This is a genomic window from Mucilaginibacter sp. SG538B (assembly GCF_013376065.1).
Lineage (GTDB): Bacteria > Bacteroidota > Bacteroidia > Sphingobacteriales > Sphingobacteriaceae > Mucilaginibacter > Mucilaginibacter rubeus.
In genome coordinates, this window is sequence record NZ_JABMJI010000002.1 from 798,191 (window position 1) to 820,386 (window position 22,196).

At 42.6% G+C, this 22,196-nt stretch carries 25 protein-coding genes; 10 read left to right on the top strand and 15 right to left on the bottom strand.

Going from position 1 to position 22,196, the window contains the following annotated elements; all coding sequences use genetic code 11:
• Positions 1 to 26 precede the first annotated feature (26 nt).
• Genes FHW88_RS12885 through FHW88_RS12895 form a run of 3 tightly spaced genes read right to left on the bottom strand, consistent with a single transcriptional unit; the run spans position 27 to position 1,987 of the window.
• On the bottom strand, positions 27 to 833 hold the full coding sequence (locus FHW88_RS12885; RefSeq protein ID WP_090532284.1) for a phosphatidate cytidylyltransferase: 807 nt from the start codon (positions 831 to 833) through the stop codon (positions 27 to 29).
• The gene (locus FHW88_RS12890; protein WP_090532286.1) at positions 830 to 1,042 is read right to left on the bottom strand and encodes a DUF2007 domain-containing protein; all 213 of its coding nucleotides are present in this window, start codon (positions 1,040 to 1,042) and stop codon (positions 830 to 832) included. Before FHW88_RS12890 ends, FHW88_RS12885 begins: the two co-directional genes overlap by 4 nt.
• Positions 1,043 to 1,987, bottom strand: a complete 945-nt coding sequence (locus tag FHW88_RS12895; RefSeq protein ID WP_176625869.1) for a CPBP family intramembrane glutamic endopeptidase — start codon at positions 1,985 to 1,987, stop codon at positions 1,043 to 1,045. It abuts the gene before it with no gap.
• Positions 1,988 to 2,026: 39 nt separating this feature from the next.
• On the opposite strand from FHW88_RS12895, the gene dusB reads away from it, so the two are divergent.
• Both dusB and apaG read left to right on the top strand, forming a co-directional pair.
• Complete coding sequence (gene dusB, locus FHW88_RS12900; RefSeq protein ID WP_176625871.1) at positions 2,027 to 3,019, top strand: tRNA dihydrouridine synthase DusB; 993 nt, start codon at positions 2,027 to 2,029, stop codon at positions 3,017 to 3,019.
• 45 nt (positions 3,020 to 3,064) lie between these two features.
• Entirely contained in the window at positions 3,065 to 3,451 is a 387-nt protein-coding gene (gene apaG, locus FHW88_RS12905; RefSeq protein WP_090532292.1) for a Co2+/Mg2+ efflux protein ApaG, read from the top strand.
• A gap of 134 nt (positions 3,452 to 3,585) precedes the next feature.
• On the opposite strand, the gene FHW88_RS12910 is transcribed toward apaG, so the two are convergent.
• Positions 3,586 to 4,527 carry a YXWGXW repeat-containing protein gene (locus FHW88_RS12910; RefSeq protein ID WP_218117189.1) on the bottom strand — a complete coding sequence of 314 codons (942 nt, stop codon included), beginning with the start codon at positions 4,525 to 4,527 and terminating at the stop codon, positions 3,586 to 3,588.
• 207 nt (positions 4,528 to 4,734) lie between these two features.
• Entirely contained in the window at positions 4,735 to 5,463 is a 729-nt protein-coding gene (locus FHW88_RS12915; protein ID WP_176625873.1) for a zinc metallopeptidase, read from the bottom strand.
• 150 nt (positions 5,464 to 5,613) lie between these two features.
• On the opposite strand from FHW88_RS12915, the gene FHW88_RS12920 reads away from it, so the two are divergent.
• The 8 genes from FHW88_RS12920 to bshC all read left to right on the top strand — a co-directional run bounded on the left by FHW88_RS12920 (position 5,614) and on the right by bshC (position 12,577).
• Positions 5,614 to 6,756, top strand: coding sequence for an NAD(P)/FAD-dependent oxidoreductase (locus FHW88_RS12920; protein WP_176625875.1), 1,143 nt, complete (start codon positions 5,614 to 5,616; stop codon positions 6,754 to 6,756).
• Positions 6,757 to 7,058: 302 nt separating this feature from the next.
• Positions 7,059 to 7,292, top strand: a complete 234-nt coding sequence (gene rpmB, locus FHW88_RS12925; RefSeq protein ID WP_022830076.1) for a 50S ribosomal protein L28 — start codon at positions 7,059 to 7,061, stop codon at positions 7,290 to 7,292.
• Between the two features lie 81 nt (positions 7,293 to 7,373).
• A complete protein-coding gene (gene rpmG, locus FHW88_RS12930; protein ID WP_022830075.1) occupies positions 7,374 to 7,556 on the top strand; it encodes a 50S ribosomal protein L33 in 183 nt (60 codons plus the stop codon).
• 83 nt (positions 7,557 to 7,639) lie between these two features.
• A complete protein-coding gene (locus tag FHW88_RS12935) occupies positions 7,640 to 7,804 on the top strand; it encodes a DUF4295 domain-containing protein (protein ID WP_090532298.1) in 165 nt (54 codons plus the stop codon).
• Positions 7,805 to 8,010: 206 nt separating this feature from the next.
• On the top strand, positions 8,011 to 8,976 hold the full coding sequence (gene ftsY, locus FHW88_RS12940) for a signal recognition particle-docking protein FtsY (RefSeq protein ID WP_176625877.1): 966 nt from the start codon (positions 8,011 to 8,013) through the stop codon (positions 8,974 to 8,976).
• Positions 8,977 to 9,017: 41 nt separating this feature from the next.
• On the top strand, positions 9,018 to 9,395 hold the full coding sequence (locus tag FHW88_RS12945) for a GxxExxY protein (protein WP_090532301.1): 378 nt from the start codon (positions 9,018 to 9,020) through the stop codon (positions 9,393 to 9,395).
• A 46-nt stretch (positions 9,396 to 9,441) separates the two neighbouring features.
• A complete protein-coding gene (gene rimO, locus FHW88_RS12950; RefSeq protein ID WP_176625879.1) occupies positions 9,442 to 10,779 on the top strand; it encodes a 30S ribosomal protein S12 methylthiotransferase RimO in 1,338 nt (445 codons plus the stop codon).
• Between the two features lie 181 nt (positions 10,780 to 10,960).
• Entirely contained in the window at positions 10,961 to 12,577 is a 1,617-nt protein-coding gene (gene bshC / locus FHW88_RS12955) for a bacillithiol biosynthesis cysteine-adding enzyme BshC (protein ID WP_176625881.1), read from the top strand.
• Between the two features lie 254 nt (positions 12,578 to 12,831).
• Here bshC and FHW88_RS12960 read toward each other — a convergent pair whose 3' ends face one another.
• From FHW88_RS12960 to FHW88_RS13005, 10 genes are all read right to left on the bottom strand, one after another.
• Complete coding sequence (locus tag FHW88_RS12960; protein ID WP_176625883.1) at positions 12,832 to 13,539, bottom strand: peptidoglycan DD-metalloendopeptidase family protein; 708 nt, start codon at positions 13,537 to 13,539, stop codon at positions 12,832 to 12,834.
• Positions 13,540 to 13,548: 9 nt separating this feature from the next.
• The gene (gene rbfA, locus FHW88_RS12965) at positions 13,549 to 13,926 is read right to left on the bottom strand and encodes a 30S ribosome-binding factor RbfA (protein WP_090532309.1); all 378 of its coding nucleotides are present in this window, start codon (positions 13,924 to 13,926) and stop codon (positions 13,549 to 13,551) included.
• A 99-nt stretch (positions 13,927 to 14,025) separates the two neighbouring features.
• Positions 14,026 to 14,391 (bottom strand): hypothetical protein, encoded by a 366-nt coding sequence (locus tag FHW88_RS12970; RefSeq protein WP_176625886.1) that lies wholly within the window; start codon positions 14,389 to 14,391, stop codon positions 14,026 to 14,028.
• Between the two features lie 15 nt (positions 14,392 to 14,406).
• Positions 14,407 to 15,633, bottom strand: coding sequence for an FtsX-like permease family protein (locus FHW88_RS12975; RefSeq protein WP_176625888.1), 1,227 nt, complete (start codon positions 15,631 to 15,633; stop codon positions 14,407 to 14,409).
• A 62-nt stretch (positions 15,634 to 15,695) separates the two neighbouring features.
• The gene (locus FHW88_RS12980; protein ID WP_176625890.1) at positions 15,696 to 16,334 is read right to left on the bottom strand and encodes an MBL fold metallo-hydrolase; all 639 of its coding nucleotides are present in this window, start codon (positions 16,332 to 16,334) and stop codon (positions 15,696 to 15,698) included.
• Between the two features lie 60 nt (positions 16,335 to 16,394).
• A complete protein-coding gene (locus FHW88_RS12985; protein WP_176625891.1) occupies positions 16,395 to 16,895 on the bottom strand; it encodes a DUF2199 domain-containing protein in 501 nt (166 codons plus the stop codon).
• Between the two features lie 6 nt (positions 16,896 to 16,901).
• Positions 16,902 to 17,426, bottom strand: a complete 525-nt coding sequence (locus tag FHW88_RS12990; protein WP_176625894.1) for a Uma2 family endonuclease — start codon at positions 17,424 to 17,426, stop codon at positions 16,902 to 16,904.
• A gap of 54 nt (positions 17,427 to 17,480) precedes the next feature.
• Positions 17,481 to 18,110 (bottom strand): SprT-like domain-containing protein, encoded by a 630-nt coding sequence (locus tag FHW88_RS12995; RefSeq protein ID WP_090532317.1) that lies wholly within the window; start codon positions 18,108 to 18,110, stop codon positions 17,481 to 17,483.
• 183 nt (positions 18,111 to 18,293) lie between these two features.
• Positions 18,294 to 19,511, bottom strand: coding sequence for a hypothetical protein (locus FHW88_RS13000; RefSeq protein WP_176625895.1), 1,218 nt, complete (start codon positions 19,509 to 19,511; stop codon positions 18,294 to 18,296).
• Positions 19,504 to 21,912 carry a DUF2339 domain-containing protein gene (locus FHW88_RS13005; protein WP_176625897.1) on the bottom strand — a complete coding sequence of 803 codons (2,409 nt, stop codon included), beginning with the start codon at positions 21,910 to 21,912 and terminating at the stop codon, positions 19,504 to 19,506. Before FHW88_RS13005 ends, FHW88_RS13000 begins: the two co-directional genes overlap by 8 nt.
• Positions 21,913 to 22,196 lie beyond the last annotated feature (284 nt).

Sequence of the window (22,196 nt, forward strand, 5' to 3'; positions counted from 1 at the left end):
TATTTATTGTGTTTAATACAAAACTACTAATTTGAAATTAAGTACAGGTATGCATATACAATTGGCGCGGCCATCAGCAGGCCGTCAAACCTATCAAGCAGGCCGCCATGGCCTGGTAATATGCCCCCCGAATCTTTTACGTTGAGGCTGCGCTTGAACATGGATTCAACCAGATCGCCCATGGTACCAAAGTTTGAGATGATAAGCGACATAATGATCCAGTCGAAACAATTGTATTCTGTATAAAAACGGCTCAAAATATATGCCGCCAAAGCGCAGATCAGGATGCCCCCGATAAAGCCTTCCCATGATTTTTTAGGCGAATGTCTTTCAAACAACTTGTTACGGCCAAATTTGCTGCCCACCAGGTAAGCCCCGGTATCATTGCTCCACAGCATAATTAAAAAGCCAAGCGGCACGTGAAAGTTAAAAACACCATCTCCCCGCGTAAAAGCCATGGCATGAAAAAACATAAATGGAACAACGGCCATAAGCAAACCCAGGTAAGTGAAACCGATATTAGTGAATGGTGCGGTAGATTTTTTATATAACTCGCCTATGGGAATAAAGCTAAGTAGTATGGGTAGCAGTATAATGTATTTATATGCCGGGAAATAGCAGTTAGCCGCAAAAAAGAAGAACATGATTACGCCGGCAAGTGCCCCGGTAAAACGCTCGGGCTGCATACCGCCCTGTTTAACCAGTTTGTAAAACTCCAGCAAGCAAAACAGGCTCAATAGCAGGTAAAAAACACTAAATACATAAGGGCCTAATAAATTAGACCCAATCATTACGATAATAAAAAATAAGCCAGTGATGGCGCGTTGTTTCATATATTAATTTGATTGAGGATCATGATCTCAATAGCCTTACTAAAATCCTCCTGGTGAATGTAAACTTCTATTTCGCCAAAGCTCCGGTGCGATGAATCCTGTTTATTCAGCAAAACGGTATCAATATGATTCCCGGTAAGCATTTGCTTAACAATTTCTGATTGGTAAAAATTAGTTGAAGTAAAAATTTTGACCCAGTTTTTTTCCATTTAACTCAACAGCGGGCTTTTTCCTTTAGCGGTATTTCTGTACATAAAAAGCAAAATTAAAATAATTATCAGGCTTAACGCATAGCTCTGATAATTAAAAACGTGCTGATCGTTAGGATCAAGCGTAATGCGCTTTTGCGAATACAGGTACAGGATCACCACCTGGGTGGCATTGTTTAAAAAATGCGCCCAAACGCTTGTCCAGATACTGCCGCTCCACATTACAAAATAGCCAAAAAACACGCCCAGCGCCACACGCGGTAAAAAGGTAAAAAACTCCATATGAAAAGCACTGAAAAGGATAGCCGTGATCCAGATAGCTGCATGCGGATTTCCTGTCCACCGGATCATGATGGTTTGCAAACACCCCCTGAATAAAAACTCTTCGGCGATGGCAGTTAACAACCCAACTACTAAAACCGCAAAAAGCATGTCGGATATGGTCTTCATTTGAAGCATGGCTTCGGTGGCTTTTTGGGCCTGGGCCTCCATTGCGCGCAACGCATCTTCCAAACTTTTTAATGGGGCCGGCAAAACCAGTTTCTGGTTAACATTTACTAATACCTCCATAACCGGGGATGAACAGATCATGATAGAGAGGATCAGCAATAACAGCACCGGTGGAAATTTGGGGGTAATCTTCAAATAATCTACAGGTTCCCTTACTATAAAGCGCGCAAAAATTACAGGGGCAAGATATAAGGGCAACGTAGTACTGATGATTTGCAACGTCCATAAAGCGGCGCCAACATTCGGATTTCGGGTATTAAAAGTAAATGTATCCGTAAGTGTTTGTGATCCGAATATTACCCCGATAATTCCGGCGGCTATTAAACCGCACACAATCAGCATCCCTATAGTTAGCGCAATCAGTATTATAAATTGTAAAAACGGCGTTATTTGACTTCCCTGTGGCTGAGGGCTTTGATATGAGGCTTTTATCATTCGATGTAAAATTCGTATTTTTGCAGGCTAAAGATAAGGATGTCTGTACAAATAGGAAATATTGATTTAGGGGAGTTCCCGCTGCTGCTGGCGCCGATGGAGGATGTGAGTGATCCGCCCTTCCGCTATGTGTGTAAGCAAAACGGCGCGGATATGATGTATACAGAGTTTATTTCAAGCGAAGGCTTGATCCGCGATGCGGCAAAAAGCAGGCAAAAGCTGGATATTTTTGAATACGAAAGACCTATCGGCATCCAGATCTTCGGCAGTGATATTGACCACATGCGCGAAGCTACCGAAATAGCTACGCTGGCCAATCCCGATTTAATGGATATTAATTATGGCTGCCCGGTAAAACAGGTGGCCTGCCGCGGTGCCGGTGCAAGTTTATTGCAGGATATCGATAAAATGGTTGCCATGACCAAAGCGGTTGTTGATGCAACACATTTGCCGGTAACCGTAAAAACCCGCCTGGGCTGGGACGATAACACTAAAAATGTTTACGAAGTTGCCGAACGCCTGCAGGATGTGGGGATCAAGGCACTTACCATACACGGCCGTACCCGCTCGCAGATGTATAAAGGCGAAGCCGATTGGTCGTTGATCAGGGATATCAAAAAAAACCCGCGGATAAAAATCCCCATTTTCGGCAATGGCGACATCGATTCGCCCGAAAAGGCTGCCGCATGGCGTATGGAATATGAGGTTGACGGCATGATGATCGGTCGTGCGGCGATTGGTTATCCATGGATTTTCCGTGAAATAAAGCATTATTTTAAAACCGGCGAATACCTGGATAAGCCAACAATTGCCGAACGTGTGGCAGCCTGCCGGGCCCATTTATACAAATCAATAGAGTGGAAAGGCCCTAAAACGGGCATTTTCGAGATGCGCAGGCATTACTCTAACTACTTTAAAGGGATAGATCATTTCAAGGAGTTCAGGATGCGTTTTGTTACCGCCCCTGATCTTGAAGCAGTTGACCAGATTTTGGCCGAGATCGAAGAAAAATATGCCATCGAAATGGCTTAATATTTGCTCCCTTTCCATATATTTGAAATAAACGATACTTGTCACATGGTTACCACTATAACTGAGGGTGTTAAGGTTTCCATCGAAACCATATATCAGCCGGAGTATTCAAACCCGGCAAACGATCATTTTATGTTTGCCTACAAGGTAAGCATCGAAAACATGACCAACTACGCCATCAGGTTGATGAGCCGTCACTGGTATATATTTGACTCAAACGGTGCAAAGCGCGAAGTGGAAGGCGAAGGTGTAGTAGGCCAGCAGCCTGTTATTGAGCCGGGCCATACCCATGAGTATGTATCAGGCTGTAACCTTAAAACCGACATGGGCAACATGAAAGGCGAATACCACATGATCCGCCTGTTGGATAACGCCAACTTCAATGTACAAATCCCGGAGTTTTATCTGATAGCGCCATACAGGCTGAATTAGTTGCTCCCACGCCCCCTAAAGGGGGAGTTTAAGAAATAAATTTCATGATACAAAAAAGCCGAATGATTTTTCACTCGGCTTTTTCTGTTCAAAGTACCCGCCATTGTTCCCCCTTTAGGGGGTTAGGGGGCCAGCTATCGTTGTCTTTCCCTATGCGGTTTTTCTTCGCGCAGAGCCAAAGCTTGCCTGCGGGGAGCTCTGTTGCTATGCTGAGCGGCAGCCCTTGCGGCACCATTATTTACTGCCGCGACATTTGTCCTCCTGGCTGGAGAATGGCTGTTAGCGGAATTGTCGGCAGATGGTGCAGCATTACCAGCATGAGCCGGATTAGCTGCTGCATTTGCTCTTACTGAGGGTTGTGCCCTGCTTCCTTCCGGTGTAAAACGGCTTCCGTTGACCTTGTTCATGGCAGCGGTTGCCGGATGCCCGTTATTATTTTTTGCAAATTGGCTTGGGTCTTTTACCGCAACCTGCCGGTGGGTAATTTGATCAGCAGTAGGCTGTATGTGATTTTCCTTTTCGGCAGCCTGCTCTTGCGGCTGTGGTTTTGCGGTCACACCACCCGGCCCGTTAAAACTGTTATTATTAACGGTAACATTATTATTGATAACAGTTTTGTTGACATAGGTATTATGCACAACCGTGTTATTAACATTCACAACAGCGGTATTGTACTGAAATGAATTGCCGGCCCAGCGTCCGCCAACATAACCGGTTCCAACATAACCGTAGCCGTAGTTTACCCCGCCATAAAATCCGATGTGCGGGCCCCAGTAGCCTTCATGAAAAACGTATACTGCACCATCGTATCCCCAGTAACCAGGCGTCCACAAATAACCCACCCTGGGTGGACTCACCCACACTCCCGGAACCCAGTAATATCCGCCATCCTGGTCATAAGCCCAATAACCGGGTGTCCATAAATACCCGTCAACGGGGCAGGGCGGCTGGGTATAGGTTGGCAATACAGGCGGCGCTATATTTACAGAAACACCTATACTGATTTGTGCATAGGTTTTAACGGATGCTGCTGACACTATCAAAAGCACCATAAATACACTTGCTATTTTTTTCATGATATATGATTTTACCCAAACCTACCCGTGTAACATGAACATTACATTAAGTTTCGGCCTGTTAAATGAACGGATCATGAAGATTAAAAGCCCCCCGGCCCCCTAAAGGGGGAGTGCAAGTGTCATTTTAAAACACAAAGGCCTGTTTCCGAATGAAACAGGCCTTTATAATTACAACAATCCTTCCCCCTTTAGGGGGTTAGGGGGTTAATTCCTCCTGTTAAATAAAAACGATGCATAGTAAACCAGCGTAGCCAGAGCGCTCAACGCGGCAACTACATAGGTCATGGCAGCCCACCAGAGGGCATCTTTTGCCATTCCATGTTCTTGTCCGGTTTGTACCACAGCATAATTGTTATCCAGCCACGCCAACGCCCGGCGACTTGCATCAAACTCAACCGGCAGGGTTATAAAGCTAAAAAATGTAACCAGTGCAAGCGCGGCAACACCAACTGCCAAAACATAAGGGCTACCTGAAAAGAATAACAGCATAATGCCGATGAACAAAGTCCACTGGGTAATAGTTGATGCCACGTTGATAACGGGCACCATAGCCGATCTGAAACTTAACCAGCCGTAAGCTTCGGCATGTTGCACAGCATGGCCGCATTCATGTGCGGCGACAGCGGCAGCGGCGATACTGCGGCTGTAAAAAACATCGGTACTCAGGTTAACTGTTTTCGTTTCGGGGTTATAATGATCGGTAAGCTGTCCTTCAACACAAATTACCTGTACATCAAAGATACCATGGGCGCGCAGCATCTTCACGGCTACTTCCTGTCCCGATAAGCCAGACATTAAGCCAATTTCAGAATACTGCTTAATTTTACTCCTGAACCGCCATTGTACAATAAAGCTTACCAGGGCAACAATAATCATCAGGAACCAGGCCGAGTTCGGCGCGATGTATCCCATAATTAATGATATGTGATTCATATGATATTGATAAATATAAGTTAAAACTAAGTAGGTTGAAACCTTACAAACGTTACAGCGCTTGTTCAAAAACTATTCCGCTTTGAGCAAAAAGTTTAAAAGCATTAGGTTACCTCAAAGTTTTTGCTTCCCGAATAGCTATTTTTGAACATGTTGGAGCCATCATTTTCATACTGGGAGCGTACAGCCTTTACCGATAACGCCGATGTTATCATTATTGGCAGCGGACTTGTTGGCCTTAGCGCCGCCCTTCAGTTAAAAAAACAGCAACCAACCTTAAAAGTTTTAGTGTTGGAACGCGGCTTCTTACCATCAGGCGCCAGTACTAAAAACGCTGGTTTTGCCTGTTTTGGTACAGTTTCGGAGCAAATTGAAGCAATAAATCATTCATCAGAAACGGAGGCCATGCACCTGGTAGCTTACAAGTGGAAAGGACTGCAACGTTTAAGGGAAAATTTGGGTGATGCTAACATCGATTATTATCAATATGGCGGGCATGAACTGTTTATGGATCATGAGGAAAGCCGCGCACGTGAGTGTATTGATCAAATAGATCACCTTAACAAATTATTAAAACATGCTATAGGCCATGCTGACATTTATTCAGTAGCCGATGAAAAAATTGCAGGTTTTGGCTTCAATAAAGTGAAGCATATCATATACAACCCTTTTGAAGGACAGATTCACACCGGCAAAATGATGCGTGCTCTATTATATAAAGCATACCAACTCGGCGTATTGGTACTTAATAATTGTGGCATTTCCGTTATCGGGCAGGAAGATCAGCACATCAGGCTAAGTACCTCGCAAGGTATTTTTAAAGCGGGCAAAGTGATCCTGGCTACAAATGCTTTTGCAAGCCAGCTATATCCTCAGCTTGATGTAGTACCCGGCCGCGGACAGGTAATGGTTACCAAGCCGGTTTCCGGTTTAAAACTTAAAGGCACTTATCATTTTAACCAGGGTTATTACTACTTCCGCAATATTGATGGGCGGGTGTTGTTTGGCGGCGGCCGCAACCTCAATTATAAAGCTGAAGAAACCTGGAATTTTGGCCATACCGATGAAGTTAAACAGCAATTGATAAACTATCTGAACCAGGTGATCCTCCCCGGCCAAAATGTAGAGATTGATTATTGGTGGAGCGGCATCATGGGTTTCGGGCAGGAGATCAGCCCGATAGTAAAACAAGTGCAGCCTGATATTTTCTGTGCTGTGAGATGCAATGGCATGGGCGTGGCCATGGGGAGTTTGGTGGGCGAGGAAGTGGCAGAGTTGTTACTTAATTCGTAAGTAATTGATTTTCAAGAACCCGGTAAATTACTCGCCGATTTTGTCTGAACTCGAATTTATGAAATTAAAAGAATTCATCGAATTTGCTTAGCATTCTGTTAATTGATCAAATTCCATCAATTCGAGTTCAGACGACAGCAACACAGGTAAGAATAACTTGTTATTAGCTAAATAGATAAGCGCCTGGCACTACTGCAAATCTTTTTTGAAATTTTTTTTAATCACTGTTGAATATTTGATTTAAAAGTCTGATATTTGCAAACTCTTTTTGGATAAAGGGTTGATAATTAAAAATATTTGTCATGTCAAGAATTTGTGATCTAACAGGAAAAGGATCTATCGTAGGTAACAACGTTTCAAACTCAAACGTTAAAACAAAACGCAGGTTTCATCCTAACTTGAAACTTAAAAAGTTTTATATTCCTGAAGAAGATAAATGGATTACCTTAAAGGTATCTACTTCTGCTGTAAAAACTATCAGCAAAAACGGTATTACCGCCTGCATCAATAAATTTGTTAAAAAAGGCTACATTTAGTAGTTGACTTTCAAGTTTAGCAGTATAATAAATTGAAAAATTACGTAAGCCGTGAGGTGACACGTACAACATAAAAAGAAAATGGCAAAAAAAGGCAACAGGGTTCAGGTGATTTTAGAGTGCACCGAACACAAAACAAGCGGTATGCCAGGCATGTCTCGCTATATCACCACTAAGAACAAAAAAAATACAACTGAAAGATTAGAGTTGAAAAAATTCAACCCTGTTTTGAGGAAAGTAACCGTTCACAAAGAGATTAAATAATTAGTTGACCGGATTGATTGGCTCATTAAGTTTTATCTTGATATAGCCAACTCAATAATTCACTAAATCAATAATTAAACAACATGGCAAAGAAAGTAGTTGCAACGCTGAAAGTAGCAGGTAAAGGCAAAGAATATTCAAAAGTGATCACCATGAATAAATCACCTAAAACTGGTGCTTATTCATTCAAAGAGCAAATTGTCCCTAACGATTTAGTTAAGGATGCAATTGCAGGTAAAACTATATAATCACTCTTTGATTAAAATATTGAAGCCGTCTTGTTTTAACGAGAGGGCTTTTTTTGTTGAATGAAATTAGATGTGCAAATTTCAGGTGTGCAAATGCGCAGATGAAGAAAGGTGATTTGATATGGCAACATATTTGAATACTGAAATTAGTACATTGAACAAACAATCTGCACATCTGAAATTAGCACATTTGCATATCAACGAACATGGGATTATTTGATTTTTTTAAGAAAAAGGAAAACACGCAGCAGGAACAGCAGGCGCTTGATACCGGTTTGGAAAAAACCAAGGATAACTTTTTTTCAAAGATCACCAAAGCCATCGCCGGTAAATCAACCGTTGATGATGATGTGTTGGATGAGCTGGAAGAGATCCTGGTTACATCCGACGTTGGCGTAAGCACTACGCTCAAGATCATTGACAGGATCCAGGCACGTGTTGCCCGCGATAAATACGTAAGCACCAACGAGCTGAACGCCCTGTTAAAAGATGAAATTCAGCAACTGCTTGCCGAAAACAACAGTAACGACTTCCGCAATTTTGAATATGGCGATCATAAGCCATACGTAATTATGGTGGTTGGCGTTAACGGCGTAGGTAAAACCACTACTATAGGCAAGCTGGCCCATAAACTAAAACAGGCTGGCAACCAGGTTGTTTTAGGTGCTGCCGATACCTTTCGCGCAGCCGCGGTTGACCAGATTAAACTTTGGGGCGAACGTGTTGGGGTAAAAGTTGTTGCCCAGGCTATGGGATCCGATCCGGCTTCGGTTGCTTATGATACCCTTCGTTCGGCTGTGGCCAATGGCGATGATGTGGCTATTATAGATACTGCCGGCCGTTTGCACAATAAAGTTGGTTTGATGAACGAGCTAACCAAAATCAAGAACGTGATGCAAAAGGTGATCCCCGGTGCCCCGCATGAGATTTTGCTGGTGTTGGATGCCTCAACCGGGCAAAACGCCATTGAGCAATGCAAGCAATTTACCGAAGCCACCAATGTTAACGCGCTGGCGCTAACCAAATTGGATGGTACAGCTAAAGGTGGTGTAGTTATAGGAATATCAGATCAGTTTAAGATCCCGGTTAAATATATAGGTGTTGGCGAGGGAATGGATCACCTGCAGCTGTTTGACAGGCAGGCGTTTGTAGATAGCTTGTTTAAAGCTTGATTTTTTGATTTCAGTGATTTTTTTGATTTCACCGATTACCCATGGCAAGTTATGAAAACGATTCATTAACAGAGAGAATAATAGGCTGTTGCTTTGAAGTTCATAAACATTTAGGGCCAGGGTTTATCGAAAAAGTATACTCAAAAGCTTTACAACATCAGTTACAAATAGAAGGTTTAGCTTTCGAAACAGAAAAGAAATTCGAATTATATTTTAAGGAAAAGTGTGTTGGAGAATTTAGATGTGATTTTTTTATTGAAGGCAAAGTTATTGTTGAACTAAAAGCAGTGACCGGCCCTTTTTTACCGATAATTTTCCAAAAGCAACTCTTATCCTATTTAAAAGCAAGTAAAATCAAGACAGGCTTATTGATTAACTTTGGCAATGTAAGTTGTTCAATTAAAAGACTGTCTGTATAAATGGAATCAGTGAAATCAAAAAAATCACTGAAATCAATTGGAAATAATGAAGACAAAAGAAATTTCCCGTCCATCTGTTAAGCAGGCCAAACCCCGTGTAAACGTGGTTACGTTAGGTTGCTCAAAAAATATTTACGATTCGGAGATATTAATGGGCCAACTGAAGGGCAACCAGTTTGATGTGGTGCATGAGGCCGAGAAGGTAGGCAAAAATGATATTATAGTAATTAATACCTGTGGCTTTATTGATAATGCCAAGCAGGAATCGATAGATACTATTCTGCAATACAGCGAACTTAAGGAGCAGGGCAAAGTAGGTAAGGTAATTGTTACCGGCTGCCTGAGCGAGCGTTACAAGCCTGAGCTTGAAGCCGAGATCACCAACGTTGATGCCTATTTCGGTACCAATGATCTGCAAAACCTGTTGGCTTCTGTAGGTGCAAATTACAAGCACGAACTTATTGGCGAGCGTTTATTAACAACGCCATCGCATTTTGCTTATTTTAAAATTGCTGAGGGCTGTAACCGTCCGTGCTCGTTTTGTGCCATCCCTTTAATGAGGGGTAAACACCTGAGTTCGCCGATTGAACAACTGGTTGAGGATGCTAAGAAATTGGCTAAAAACGGAACAAAAGAACTCATCCTGATTGCCCAGGATTTAACCTATTACGGCCTCGACCTTTACGGCAAACGTAACCTGGATGAGCTGCTTCGCCGTTTATCTGATGTGAACGGTATCGAATGGATCAGGTTGCAATATGCTTATCCTTCAGGTTTTCCGATGGAGATCCTGGATGTGATGAACGAGCGTGAAAATATTTGCAAATACATGGATATGCCTTTGCAGCACATTACCGATAACATGCTGAAATCAATGCGCCGCGGTATCACCAAGCAAAAAACTATTGATATTGTGAACGAGATCCGCGATCGTGTACCGGGCATTGCTATGCGTACTACGTTAATCACCGGTTACCCGGGCGAAACCCAGCAGGATTTTGAAGAGATGGCACAATGGGTTGAGGATACCAAGTTCGACCGTTTGGGCTGTTTCACCTATTCGCACGAGGAAAAAACCCACGCCCATACTTTGGTTGATGATGTACCTGAAGAAGTAAAACAGGAGCGTGCCGATGCCATCATGGAAATCCAGCAGGGCATTTCTTTTGATAAAAACCAGGAAAAGATCGGCAATACCTATAAAGTACTGATTGACAAAAAGGATGGTGGCTATTTTGTTGGCCGTACCGAGTTTGATTCGCCCGAGGTTGATAACGAAGTTTTGATTGATGCCAGCATTGATTATGCTACCATTGGCAGCTTTGTTAACGTAAAGATAGACAGCGCCGAAGACTTTGACCTTTATGGACAAATTGTAAAATAATGTTAATTTGCGGTCGGCTGTAAAGCGATTTGCGATTTATAATCTAATTTCGACATCAGCATTTAATTTTATTTGCTGATGTTTTGTTTTAGGCCAAATCCGGAATCGAACATCTCAAACTGCGAAGCCTTCTTGAACACCATAGAAAGCAAGTTAAAAAGTGAAAAATCCGAAATCGAAAATGGACGCATCCTGTATAAGTTATAAAGACACCGGTTTTTTTTCAAGCACAGTTGCCGAATATATCGACAATAAACCCGAACTACGGCCTTTTTATGGTTATCGCCCGGATATGGCCGGTTTTGCCGGGTTTTTGAAAAACAAAAAGGTAGTTGCTGATCGCGAAGTGCTGGTACGTGTTTTAACTAAGCAGTACGAGTGTTTAGGCAAAGAGCCGGGTAAATTATGTACTTATTCAACTGCCCTTACAGCCCAAAACCTGGAGCTGTTAAAGCAGGATAATACCTTTACCATTACAACCGGTCACCAGCTTAATATCTTCGCCGGGCCTTTATATTTCCTTTATAAAATTGCAACGGCTATCAAACTGGCTCGGCAATTGAAAACCGCCCATCCCGATAAAAATTTTGTTCCTGTTTACTGGATGGCCAGCGAAGACCACGACTTTGCTGAGATTAACTATACCAACATTGGCGGTAAAAAAGTACACTGGTGGTATGAGGCTTCGGGAGCCACAGGTCGTATCGACCCGGTGAGCATGCGCCAGGCACTTAACCAATACAAAGGCGTTTTAGGCATGGAAGGTCACGCTACTGACCTTGCCGAAATTGTTGAAACCGCTTATACCAAATTTGATAAACTTGCTGATGCTACCAGATATCTTGTTAATTCACTTTTCGGACAATATGGTTTAGTTATCATTGATGCCGATGACCATGAATTTAAAAAAGAGTTCGCGGCCATTATTGAGCAGGATATCATTGGTCAGCATAGTTTTAAAAACATTACCGAAACCAACCAAAAGCTGCATGAGCTTGGTGTACACATCCAGGTTAACCCACGCGAGATCAATTTCTTTTACCTGAAAGATCAGCTTCGCGAGCGGATAGTTTTCGAAAATGACAGCTATCATGTGCTCAATACCGAAATCAGGTTTACTGAAGCTGAGCTGAAAAAGGACATCGCCGAATATCCCGAACACTTTAGCCCTAATGTGGTGATGCGCCCGCTGTACCAGGAATGTATTTTACCAAACATTGCCTACATCGGTGGTGGTGCAGAGGTAGTTTACTGGCTCGAGTTGAAATCCAATTTTGATCATTATAAAATTGATTTCCCTATCCTCATCCTTCGCAACTCGGCTTTGGTGATCAAAAAAGAACAGGCCGCCAAGGTTGAACGTATGAACCTTGACGCTATAGACCTGTTTAAACAAAGCGATGCCCTGCAAACCTATTGGATCAAAAAGCACAGCGGCCATAACCTGAGCATTGCCGAAGAATGGCGCGAAATGGAAAACCTTTTTGAGAAAATAAAACTCCGCGCATACAAAATCGATCCTACACTTTCACCATCAGCTGCGGCTGTACAGGCCCGCCTTAAAAAGGCCATGGATAACCTTGAAAAGAAGCTGATCCGTGCAGAAAAGAGAAATTACAGTGTACGGTTGGAGCAGCTAACCGCCGTTAAAGCCGAGCTCTTCCCGAAAGACAGCCTGCAGGAGCGTTCTGAAAACTTCGGCCTCATGTATGTAAAATGGGGGCAAACTTTTATTGATGAGCTTATCCGCTTGTTTGAACCGCTTGATTTTAAGTTTACGGTATTAACGGAGAAATAACAGCAGGAAGCAAAAGTTATCCCGTCGCTTTTTAGCGCCTTTTTAGCGCAAGTCTTGTGTGGGGGATATAAGCGTGGATGACTTGTGCTTTTCCGAATGTATCGTCCTAAAAAAAGTTTACAGTTTAAATGCTAAATCCTGTTATACGTTTACATAGAGCAGAAGGCACAAGTTACCTCAGCATTTGCAATCACACAAAACTTGCGCCAGCTAAGAATTGTGAGGGAGACGTAATTATGCATCTCTACGGGGTGCTACCCTACATTCACCGCTCTCGGAAACTTCAATATCAACCCGGGGTCAGGTATATTCTTCTGCCAGATCTCTTTTTCTGAAAACTTAGCTACGCCGGGATAATCGCCCTGTTTACCTTCCATATCAAACATCAGCTGAAAATGTAAATGCGGTGGCCAATGGCCGTTTTCATCGGCATTGCCAAGGGTTGCTATTTGGCTGTTTTTAGACACAGGCATACCTTTAGAAAGCCCCTTCAGGCTTTTACGGCTTAAATGCCCGTACAGGCTATAAAGGGTTAAGCCATCAAGGTCGTGTTGTAAAATAATGGTTGGGCCGTAATCGCCAATGGTATTATTATCCTGGTAACTGTGTACAATGCCATCAAGAGGGGCATATACGGGCGTTCGGGCATCGCTCCAGATATCGACGCCCAAATGCAGGCGCCGGGGCTCATCATCCGTATCAAAATGACTGCTAAAGGCATAAATGGTACGGTGTTCCATATACCCGCCAATGCCGTAACGGCAATTGTTTTCGCGCAGTTTTTGGTTCACTAACTGGCTAAACATCCACGGCTTGTTAATAACCTCAGTCGTCAATTCCTTATTGGCGGCGGTAAGGTCAAAATGGTAAAGGCGGTCATGATCTGCATCAAAATCAACCACTTTGCCAATGGCTTCGGGATGATTGTTAAGGTAATTAGCAAACAGCGTGTGCCGGTCCATCAGTGGCTGTTAGTTTTCTTCGGTATCGGGTTGGCGTTCCTCTTTACTGATCTTATCAAAGATCTTGTCCATACGTTCAACGTATTCGCTGGTATCGTCAACAAAAAACTCAAGCTGCGGAATGATCCTTACCTGGTCTTTGATGCGGGCGCCCAGTTTGTACCTGATCTCCGAAGCGTGCGATTTGATGGTATGCAAAGCGGTTTGCACATTAGGATTGCCCAAAAAGCTTAAAAATATACGGGCTATGGCCAAATCGGGCGTTACACGTACCTTGGTTATGGTTACCAGTGTATTAGGCAAATAATTCATGCCTTCGCGCTGAAAAATAGCTGCAAGGTCTTCCTGTATTACTCCGGCAAATTTTTGCTGACGTTTTGATTCCATGGGTTGTTAGTTACGCCGATAAGGCAGATGAGTGTTTAATGCTTAATGCAAAAGCCTAAGTTATTGTTTTAGGCTTTTATTAACAATGGCGGCAGGGGGTTAATTACATACGTCCTGCGGGATCTCTTTGGTTATTTTTACTACTTTTTTTACAACGAGTGTACTGTCATATTCAGACCCGCGACCAACATCGCCCGATTTTGATTTGATGCCCTCAACCTCAACGTAAACCGGTTCGTAGGGTTTTTCGAAATTGAGCTGCGAATACTGAAGCTCCAGTTGCGCCGAACTGTCAACAGCCCAAAACTCCTGGCCGCTATCGCAATCTTTAAATGATTTAATTTCGGGCCCTGCGCTATACAAGCCTTTATAAAGCGTAACCCCATCTTTTTTATGGGCATCATTATTACATGCATAAACAGTAATAACAACAAGCAGCAAAACAAAAACTTTGATATACCTCATACCCATTTAACAAATTTACAAATCCTGTTTGATTTCATCCAATCCTTTAATACTTAAACGGGCGCTGATGCCGGCAGCTATTACCGAAATGCCGCCAACGGTTAGCAGCACCAGGCCAAAATCCTTAATTTTAAGATCGATAGGATACGAGTCTAACACCGACATTTTGGCCCCCATTTTTATCCATCCGTAATGCTGCTGCAGCAGGCAAAAAATGGTGCCCAGCGTTATGCCGATAATACAGCCAATAGCGGTGATCATCATTCCCTCAAAAAAGAAAATCCCCTGGATCATATTTTTATTGGCGCCCAGCCCGCTTAAAATGGCTATGTCCTTGCGCTTATCAATAACCAGCATGGTTAACGAGCCAATGATATTAAATATTGCGATGATAAGCACAAAAGTAAGGATCATGTAAACCGCCCAGCTTTCGTAATTAAGGGTTTTGTAAAGTTCGCTGTTTTGTTCCTTGCGGTTTTTTACCGTAAAATCATTCCCTATTTTATCCTGGATGTCTTTTTGCATGGCATCGATATTGGTGCCGCGCTTAAAATTAAGCTGTAGTGAAGAAACATTTACCGGCTGGTTAAGCAGGTCGCGGGCAAACTCAATGGGGGTTACAGCTATATCATCAAATTCCTGCTGTATGGCAAACACTCCTGATGGATTAATGCTGCGTACAACAAATTCATTTAAAGGATTGGCCGAATTTTCCGCACCGCGCCGCGGCGAATAGATCTGCATGGGCGAAAGCTCGTCATGAACATTAATACCTAAGCTCCCCTGTATGGTAGCGCCAATTACAGCAAAATTTTGATCGCCGCTTTTAAGCGTGAATGAGCCGCTGGCTATGGTACTATCGAGCTGGTTGTTTTTCAAAAAATCATCGCTCACGCCCATTACGGTACCTAAAAATGGTTTATCGCCATATTTAATCAGGCCTTTTTCCTGCAATACCTGGGTAAAGGAAAATACGCGCGCATCTTTATGCAGGGAGGCAAAATAAGGAGTGTTGGGATTAAAAGTTTTGCCCAGTTTGGCTTCTATCTTTATTTCGGGCGTAAAGTTGCTATATAACGAAAGGATAACTTTTTCAAAACCATTGAACACCGAAAGAATGATAAGCAATGCCGCGCTGCCAATGAGCACCCCCAACATGGATATACCCGAAATAATATTGATAGCATGCATTTTTTTGCCCGAGAACAGGTAACGCTTTGCTATGTAAATGGAGGTGTTCAATTGTGTGGGAATTATGCGTTCAGGTTTTGTTTATGCTTTATAAAACGTTACTACGGGGTTAACTAAGTTAAAAACGGATTGTTTTGTTTTTCGTAGCCGATAGTTGTTTCGGGGCCGTGGCCGGGATAAACCGTAACATCATCGGGCAGGGTAAACAGCTTGGTTTCGATGTTATCAATCAGTTGGGTGAAGTTACCTCCCGGCAAATCCGTACGACCGATGCTTTGCCTGAACAGGACATCGCCCCCTATCAGGATCTTAGCCTCTTTATCATAAAAACACAAGTGAGCAAGCGAATGGCCGGGTGCGAATATCAAGTGTAGCGTAGTGTTGCCAAAATGGATGGTCCCGGTTTCGGGCAAAAATTCATCAGGCATAGGTGATACATCGTAACGGAAGCCCATAGATGGCGCATAAGCTACCACAGCAGCCAATACTTCCGACTCGCCAACGTGGAAACGGGGCTTAAGGCCATACTGTTCGAATACAAATTTATTGCCCAGCACATGATCGATATGGCAATGGGTGTTGAGCAGCATAACAGGCTTGAGGTTATTGTTTTTGATAAAGCTAACCACGGTGTTTTGCTCTGGTGCGGTATACATGCCCGGGTCAATGATCACACATTCGCCGGTTTCATCATACAAAACATAAGTATTTTCCTGGTAAGGGTTATTTACAAATGATATAACTTTTGCCATGCGGTAAAAGTACGGAATAAATTGATTGGGTGTTGAAGGTTAAGAATTGAGTATGGAAAGCTATTTAGTTAATAGCATGTCTATTCTTCTTTGAGCTTCGGATAAACTTATTCCTTCAAAATAATCCTTCACAAAAGGATGGTCAAAATCATCATGAGGTACAACTTCCGGTCGGTTATTACCTGCCTGGGTAAATACGTTGGTATAAATATTCATGGTGTTTTCATAACCCAGTAAATTATTGGAAAGGTATCCGAAATATCCTGCTAAGTAATTTTCGTTATTGAAGTTATGCATGTAATCATTAAAGCTTTTTTCACTCAACGACACCCAAATACTATAATATAGGTTATCACAATGGTCATTAACTTTTTGCATCAAAGTGCACCTGATAAAGCGATCTGTTTGTTGAGGCTTATGAATGATACAATGATCAGAGCCCATTTCAGCAATTGTATCTTTTTCTTCCTCCGTAAGTTGGCTATAGGTGGCGGGAGCGCCATATGTAATAGAGGGCCAATCTTCATGCACCATGCCGCAGTTTGCACATCTGTAGCTCATTTTATATTATAAATTGAAACTGCATCCCAAAATCGCGGAGGTGATTTTGCCGGTGAGCTCGTATATCAGTTCGTATTGGCGGGATTCGTTATAGGCAAACATAACCACCTTTTTATCTTCCGGATCGATAATAAAGTATTCTTTTACGCCCGCCTTTTCATACAAACTTTTCTTTTTTAAAGTATCATGAATGCGGTTGCCGGATAATATTTCAAAAACAACATCAGGTGCGCCATGAATACCATCCTTTTGAATAATTGATTTATTTTCATTCAGGATCACCAGTACATCAGGTTGCAAAACGGATTGTTCCTGTTCGAAATAAACATCAGCAGGAGCATGCAGTATTACGCCCTTACCTGTTTCTTCCAAAAAATTATAAAGCAGGGCCGAAAGTTTTACGGAAATGAATTGATGGTCGGTGTTGGGTGCCGGGGTCATGATGAGTTGGTTGTACAACACTTCGCATCTGGTACCCTCGGGCAGCATCCGGTATATATCGACAGCAGTTGCAGGGATGGTAGTACTCATGTTGTAAATACTTTTATGCTAATTTAGTTAAAACGGCTTAAATAAAAAAGTATGCTACGCCGCCGTTGCCCCTTCAATCAACTCCACCTCCGCTACCGGGCTAAACAGATAGATACGCTTAGTAGCTACTTCGGTACATTTAAAGCGCTTACGCAGCTTTTCGTCTTTGCGGAACACTCTACCGTCCTTTAGCTTAAACAATGCCTTAAGCGGGATCTTTTCTACCGTTAAAATTGCTTCGGATGTTTTGGGGGGATCATATTTGCGCAGCGAGCGGTACAGGTTCAAATCTGAGCAGCTTGACGCCGCCGGGTTATCCAGGTAGTTTACAATAGCCTTTTTAACATCTGCCGGGAAAATCTCTTTTTCAAAAAATGGCTGCATCATTTTTTTGAAATTGTTTTTCCATTCTGTTCCGTGAGGTTTGGCTTTTTGCTTATGCTCGTTCCAGGTATGCAGGTGTGCAAACTCATGCACTGTAGTTACCAGGAAAGCATAGGGGTTAAGGTCGTAATTAACCGAGATACGGTGACCTTTGCCGCCATAAGGTGAGCGGTAATCGCCAAATTTACTGTTACGGTTGCGCGAAATTTTAAATTCACATTTGAAGTAGTCAATCCACCGGGCAATGAGCGGGGCCGCTTCTGCCGGTAGATATTTCTCTAAAACTTTTACTTTATCCAATTTTTACCTCAATACAAATGTAAGAATTTGTGGTTGATAGTCCATAAACCATAGTCGATGGTTTGTAAAACTTTGATTTACTCTCTAAGCTTCTGCTGACGGTTATTTGCTCTAAAGTATAAGTCTGCCGGGATGGGCAAACCTCTACATCCAATCTCATCCTAAATTTAAAGGGTGTAAATTTTATCTTTCCCCTTCCTTTTTCTTCACCTCCCTGGTCATCTTCAAAGTCAACAACAACAACAACCCTAACGAAACAATAATAGCAACCCAAATCAGTACAGTGTAATCTTTCCCGGCAGGTTTTGCTGCCACTGCATAGCCGGTATTTTTAACAACAGCCTCATGTTTAATAACCGGGGTGTTCCCTCCAATACTATCAGCAAAAAACTTAAGATCATATTCCGGGACCTGAGCCGAGGGGTCACCGACCAGGAACCGGTAGCTTTGCTTAGCTTCAAGGTAGCTGATCAAATATTCGTCGGATTGAAACGCTTTGATCTCGCCGATGCTCAGCGGTTGGTTATCGCCATTGCTTATTTCTATTAACAGGTGATTGGTTTTTGCAGCAATTAACAGATCAGGCGTTTTATCTGATGACAGCTCGGCTTCGCTCAAGAGCTCCCTGCCATTGTTTACAAACTGGTAAACGGTAACACTCCGTTTATAATACCTCGGCGCGCTGATATTGAGGTGCAACTTATTTACCTGGTAATTATCGTTCAGCTTAATGTCGATAAAGGTGGTTTTATTACTATCGGCACGGATGATGTTTAAAGGCGAAACAGGCGTGTAACTTTGCGCTGTCGATGCGTACTCTGTATAGATCCCGGCCTGTAAAAATTTAACCGGGTTCTTATTTTTATCGTTTACCTGGATTTTTAAATAGCGATAATTACTCGCCGGAAACGATAACGATTGCAGGTAGGTACCTTCACTGTTTTGTACAGCTTCCTGCAAGGGGATATCTTCCTGGATGGCAAACCATTGATTCAAATCATCACTGCCCAGCAGGTTTACTTTACGTTTTGCAGCGGTGTTTTGCAGTCTGATCCAAAGGCGGTCGAGTACCAGTCCGGTTTTATTTTCTATGATAAAAACAGTACTGGTATCAGTCTTGGGCGTGTCGCTGATCTCCGGGAAAACAACAAAGCTTTGCTGGCTTCTTTGCGGCAGGCTGCCAGCCTGGATGTAAGGCACAAAGTCGCCTTTCGCGTCTGCAATGCGAATGTCCGACAGGTCGGGTTTGGCCTTTGCTACCAATTCCGGCTGTAAGCCAATGCGGTAAAAACCGGTGCTGTCAATCTTGTGCAGCGCGGCTTTATATTTAAAATTTTTTTGTGCCGATGCCGGTAATATAGCCCCGCAAAGCAGCAGTGTTAAAAGTATTAGCTTATTCATTTTTTTTAGCTTCATCATCGGCAATGGATTTTTTTGCTGTTCGCTGGTACATAAAGGCCACAATAAGCAATAGTACTCCCAAACAAAAGAAAGCAGCTATTTTACCCCAAACCGGGATGTTTTTAATATCGAACAAAAATAATTTTAATAGTGTGAGCGAGAACAGCGTTAGCGAAGCTACACGCATCACCCGCAGTTTGTACCTCATGCCCAGCCACATCAATGCGAAGGAAAGCAGTCCCCATAATACGGGTAAGCCGGTTTTTACGTATACGGTTTCTATTTGATCGATAGAATTAGCTTTACTAAAAAATAGCAGGTTGCTCATCAGGCTCACCTCAAAACTTAAAAACAATACAACGCCCGCGCTTAATACCCAGGTAAACGCTTTTTTCAGGCCTTCGTTCATATTTTGCTGACATAAGCGGATCACCCTGTAAAACAACAGACCGATAAATACAGCACCAATCCAATGTGCCATAAAATGACTGGTCGACGGCTTCTTAGTTTCGAGCATCAAATGTTGCAGGGAATAATATTGTGGTGTAAGTAACAGGTAAACAACCAGGCAGATGAACAGTATCACAAATTTTGTGTTGCTGCTAAAATTGATAACTTGTATTTTGGGCGATGACGTATAGTAGATAAATACAAACACAGGCGTATACACCATCGCATATAAAATATTAAGGTTGGTATCCGGGTAATGGTTCAGGAACTGGTGGTTGATCTCCAGCAGGCCGCTTAAATAAAGAAGCACAAGTGCGGCTACCCCAAAAAGCTGCTCAGTAAAAACATTGGTGTGCTCCACCTTGGTTGAGTCCTTTTTAACTAATACCGAAAGTAAAAATGAACTCACAGCAGCAAATAGCGTAGTGATGAAACCCTTATTGGCAATTATGGTTAAACTCAAACTGTAGTTACTATAAGTCTGATACATGTCCATTAGCAAGCTTAGCAACATGGCTATCCATAAAAACACAGCTGTATATTTCATGAGCTGAATGCCAGAGCGCAGGTACAGCCAATAAAGCAACACCGTTTCTGAAGCCCAGAAAATGGTAATGTTATTGCCGTGCAATTGGATAGGAGCAGCCAGCGAAATAAAGGTGAGTGTAATGCCGATAAGCAGGTACAGGATATTAGTATCCACCTTACGATTGCGGAACAGGACGTATGACAGCACCAGGTTTACCACAGCCAGGCAAATACAAAACAAGCCGCGGTATTGCTCATCATGCATCATGGTTAATAGGTACAGGCCGGTAGCAAAATATAACCCTGTATTGAGCAGCAAAATGCTGAAATCGGACGCGATAAATTTTTTGTTCTCGCGTACGTTGTTAGCTATGTTGATAGTAAAGTAAAGCGCGTAAAAAATGCTGGCGTAAATAAAGCCGAAATGGTAGGTAGGAGGTGTAAGAGTATACAGCACCGTTGAAAAAACAATTACCGTAAAACCAAACGAAACAATGTTAAGCACCCTCCATGCTTTATAGTACGCAATGATGAGCAGCCCGGTATTTAATATCAGCAGATAAATAAACAGGCCGTTATAGTTGGCGCTTCCGTTGCTCACCATAAAAGGACTGGCAAAACCGCCAACCAAAGCAATTACGGCCAGTTCCTGCTTATCATATAATAAGGAGAGTACCACTGCAAAAATGGTGATCACAATTAAAATAATGAATGCTGTTGTTTGGCTATTAAACAAGTTAAACTGTTGATAGGCCAGCGTTATGGTAAAATAAAACACAGCCAGACCACCGCCCACCAATACTGAGCTGAACGCTTTATAACTGTTGCGGAGTGCGTGTGCAACACCAATCAAAATACCGCCGCAAACAATACCTATGCCCACGCGGCCTACTAAGCCTATCCAATCGTTATCGATAGCATATTTTACAAAGAAGCCAATGGCCAGCACCAGGATGGCTATGCCTATTTTATTGATGAGATTTTCGCCAATGAATTTTTCCAGGTCGGGATGGCGCTCAAAGAAAGACGGCCTGGGCTGCAAAGGTTTCGCGGGCCTAAAATCGCGTGTTTTTATAGGGCGATTGATAATCGACTGGCTGTCTTCAATAACTTCGGGCTGCCGTTCAATTTTTGGAGGTGTAATAGGTTCTGGTTTTATCTCTGCCTCAACAGGAGCTTTCGGTTTTTCAACAGGATGTTCTGGTATAAAAGGTGCAGGTGGCGGAGCTATGATTGCAGGTGCCCGTTCTTCTGCTTTTTTGACATCTTCAGCACCCGGCCGGGTTATCTTAAGCTGTTCAATAATACCTTTTAGTTCGAATATTCTAAATTCAAGTTCTTTGATCTTATTGTTTAAACTGCCCTTGTGGTTCAGCATCATGATAATGACAACCACTAATAAAAAGACGGCTAATACATCCATAGTTTTAGGTTTGTAAAAAATAAAGATAACGGAATTATGAAACAATCCACTATCGGGATAGATAACGGCAGGGGATATGGCCCTTAAAATGATCAGACTTGTGAATAAATTGGGGCGAAAAATTCTTACACGAATTGATTTTCAAATCGGCCACAATTAATCGAATTACACGAATTTAAAATCGACATCAATAAAAAATTCGTGTAATTCGATTAATTCGAAAAAATTTGTGTGAAAATTTCTACCTGTTTCTTCAAGAACCGAAAATTGATCAGATGTACAAA

Excerpts from the sequence above, each read along its gene's own strand:
- FHW88_RS12885 (WP_090532284.1), bottom strand. The coding sequence starts at position 833 with ATGAAACAACGCGCCATCACTGGCTTATTTTTTATTATCGTAATGATT.
- FHW88_RS12890 (WP_090532286.1), bottom strand. The coding sequence starts at position 1,042 with ATGGAAAAAAACTGGGTCAAAATTTTTACTTCAACTAATTTTTACCAA.
- FHW88_RS12895 (WP_176625869.1), bottom strand. The coding sequence starts at position 1,987 with ATGATAAAAGCCTCATATCAAAGCCCTCAGCCACAGGGAAGTCAAATA.
- dusB (WP_176625871.1), top strand. The coding sequence starts at position 2,027 with ATGTCTGTACAAATAGGAAATATTGATTTAGGGGAGTTCCCGCTGCTG.
- apaG (WP_090532292.1), top strand. The coding sequence starts at position 3,065 with ATGGTTACCACTATAACTGAGGGTGTTAAGGTTTCCATCGAAACCATA.
- FHW88_RS12910 (WP_218117189.1), bottom strand. The coding sequence starts at position 4,527 with ATGAAAAAAATAGCAAGTGTATTTATGGTGCTTTTGATAGTGTCAGCA.
- FHW88_RS12915 (WP_176625873.1), bottom strand. The coding sequence starts at position 5,463 with ATGAATCACATATCATTAATTATGGGATACATCGCGCCGAACTCGGCC.
- FHW88_RS12920 (WP_176625875.1), top strand. The coding sequence starts at position 5,614 with ATGTTGGAGCCATCATTTTCATACTGGGAGCGTACAGCCTTTACCGAT.
- rpmB (WP_022830076.1), top strand. The coding sequence starts at position 7,059 with ATGTCAAGAATTTGTGATCTAACAGGAAAAGGATCTATCGTAGGTAAC.
- rpmG (WP_022830075.1), top strand. The coding sequence starts at position 7,374 with ATGGCAAAAAAAGGCAACAGGGTTCAGGTGATTTTAGAGTGCACCGAA.
- FHW88_RS12935 (WP_090532298.1), top strand. The coding sequence starts at position 7,640 with ATGGCAAAGAAAGTAGTTGCAACGCTGAAAGTAGCAGGTAAAGGCAAA.
- ftsY (WP_176625877.1), top strand. The coding sequence starts at position 8,011 with ATGGGATTATTTGATTTTTTTAAGAAAAAGGAAAACACGCAGCAGGAA.
- FHW88_RS12945 (WP_090532301.1), top strand. The coding sequence starts at position 9,018 with ATGGCAAGTTATGAAAACGATTCATTAACAGAGAGAATAATAGGCTGT.
- rimO (WP_176625879.1), top strand. The coding sequence starts at position 9,442 with ATGAAGACAAAAGAAATTTCCCGTCCATCTGTTAAGCAGGCCAAACCC.
- bshC (WP_176625881.1), top strand. The coding sequence starts at position 10,961 with ATGGACGCATCCTGTATAAGTTATAAAGACACCGGTTTTTTTTCAAGC.
- FHW88_RS12960 (WP_176625883.1), bottom strand. The coding sequence starts at position 13,539 with ATGGACCGGCACACGCTGTTTGCTAATTACCTTAACAATCATCCCGAA.
- rbfA (WP_090532309.1), bottom strand. The coding sequence starts at position 13,926 with ATGGAATCAAAACGTCAGCAAAAATTTGCCGGAGTAATACAGGAAGAC.
- FHW88_RS12970 (WP_176625886.1), bottom strand. The coding sequence starts at position 14,391 with ATGAGGTATATCAAAGTTTTTGTTTTGCTGCTTGTTGTTATTACTGTT.
- FHW88_RS12980 (WP_176625890.1), bottom strand. The coding sequence starts at position 16,334 with ATGGCAAAAGTTATATCATTTGTAAATAACCCTTACCAGGAAAATACT.
- FHW88_RS12985 (WP_176625891.1), bottom strand. The coding sequence starts at position 16,895 with ATGAGCTACAGATGTGCAAACTGCGGCATGGTGCATGAAGATTGGCCC.
- FHW88_RS12990 (WP_176625894.1), bottom strand. The coding sequence starts at position 17,426 with ATGAGTACTACCATCCCTGCAACTGCTGTCGATATATACCGGATGCTG.
- FHW88_RS13000 (WP_176625895.1), bottom strand. The coding sequence starts at position 19,511 with ATGAATAAGCTAATACTTTTAACACTGCTGCTTTGCGGGGCTATATTA.
- FHW88_RS13005 (WP_176625897.1), bottom strand. The coding sequence starts at position 21,912 with ATGGATGTATTAGCCGTCTTTTTATTAGTGGTTGTCATTATCATGATG.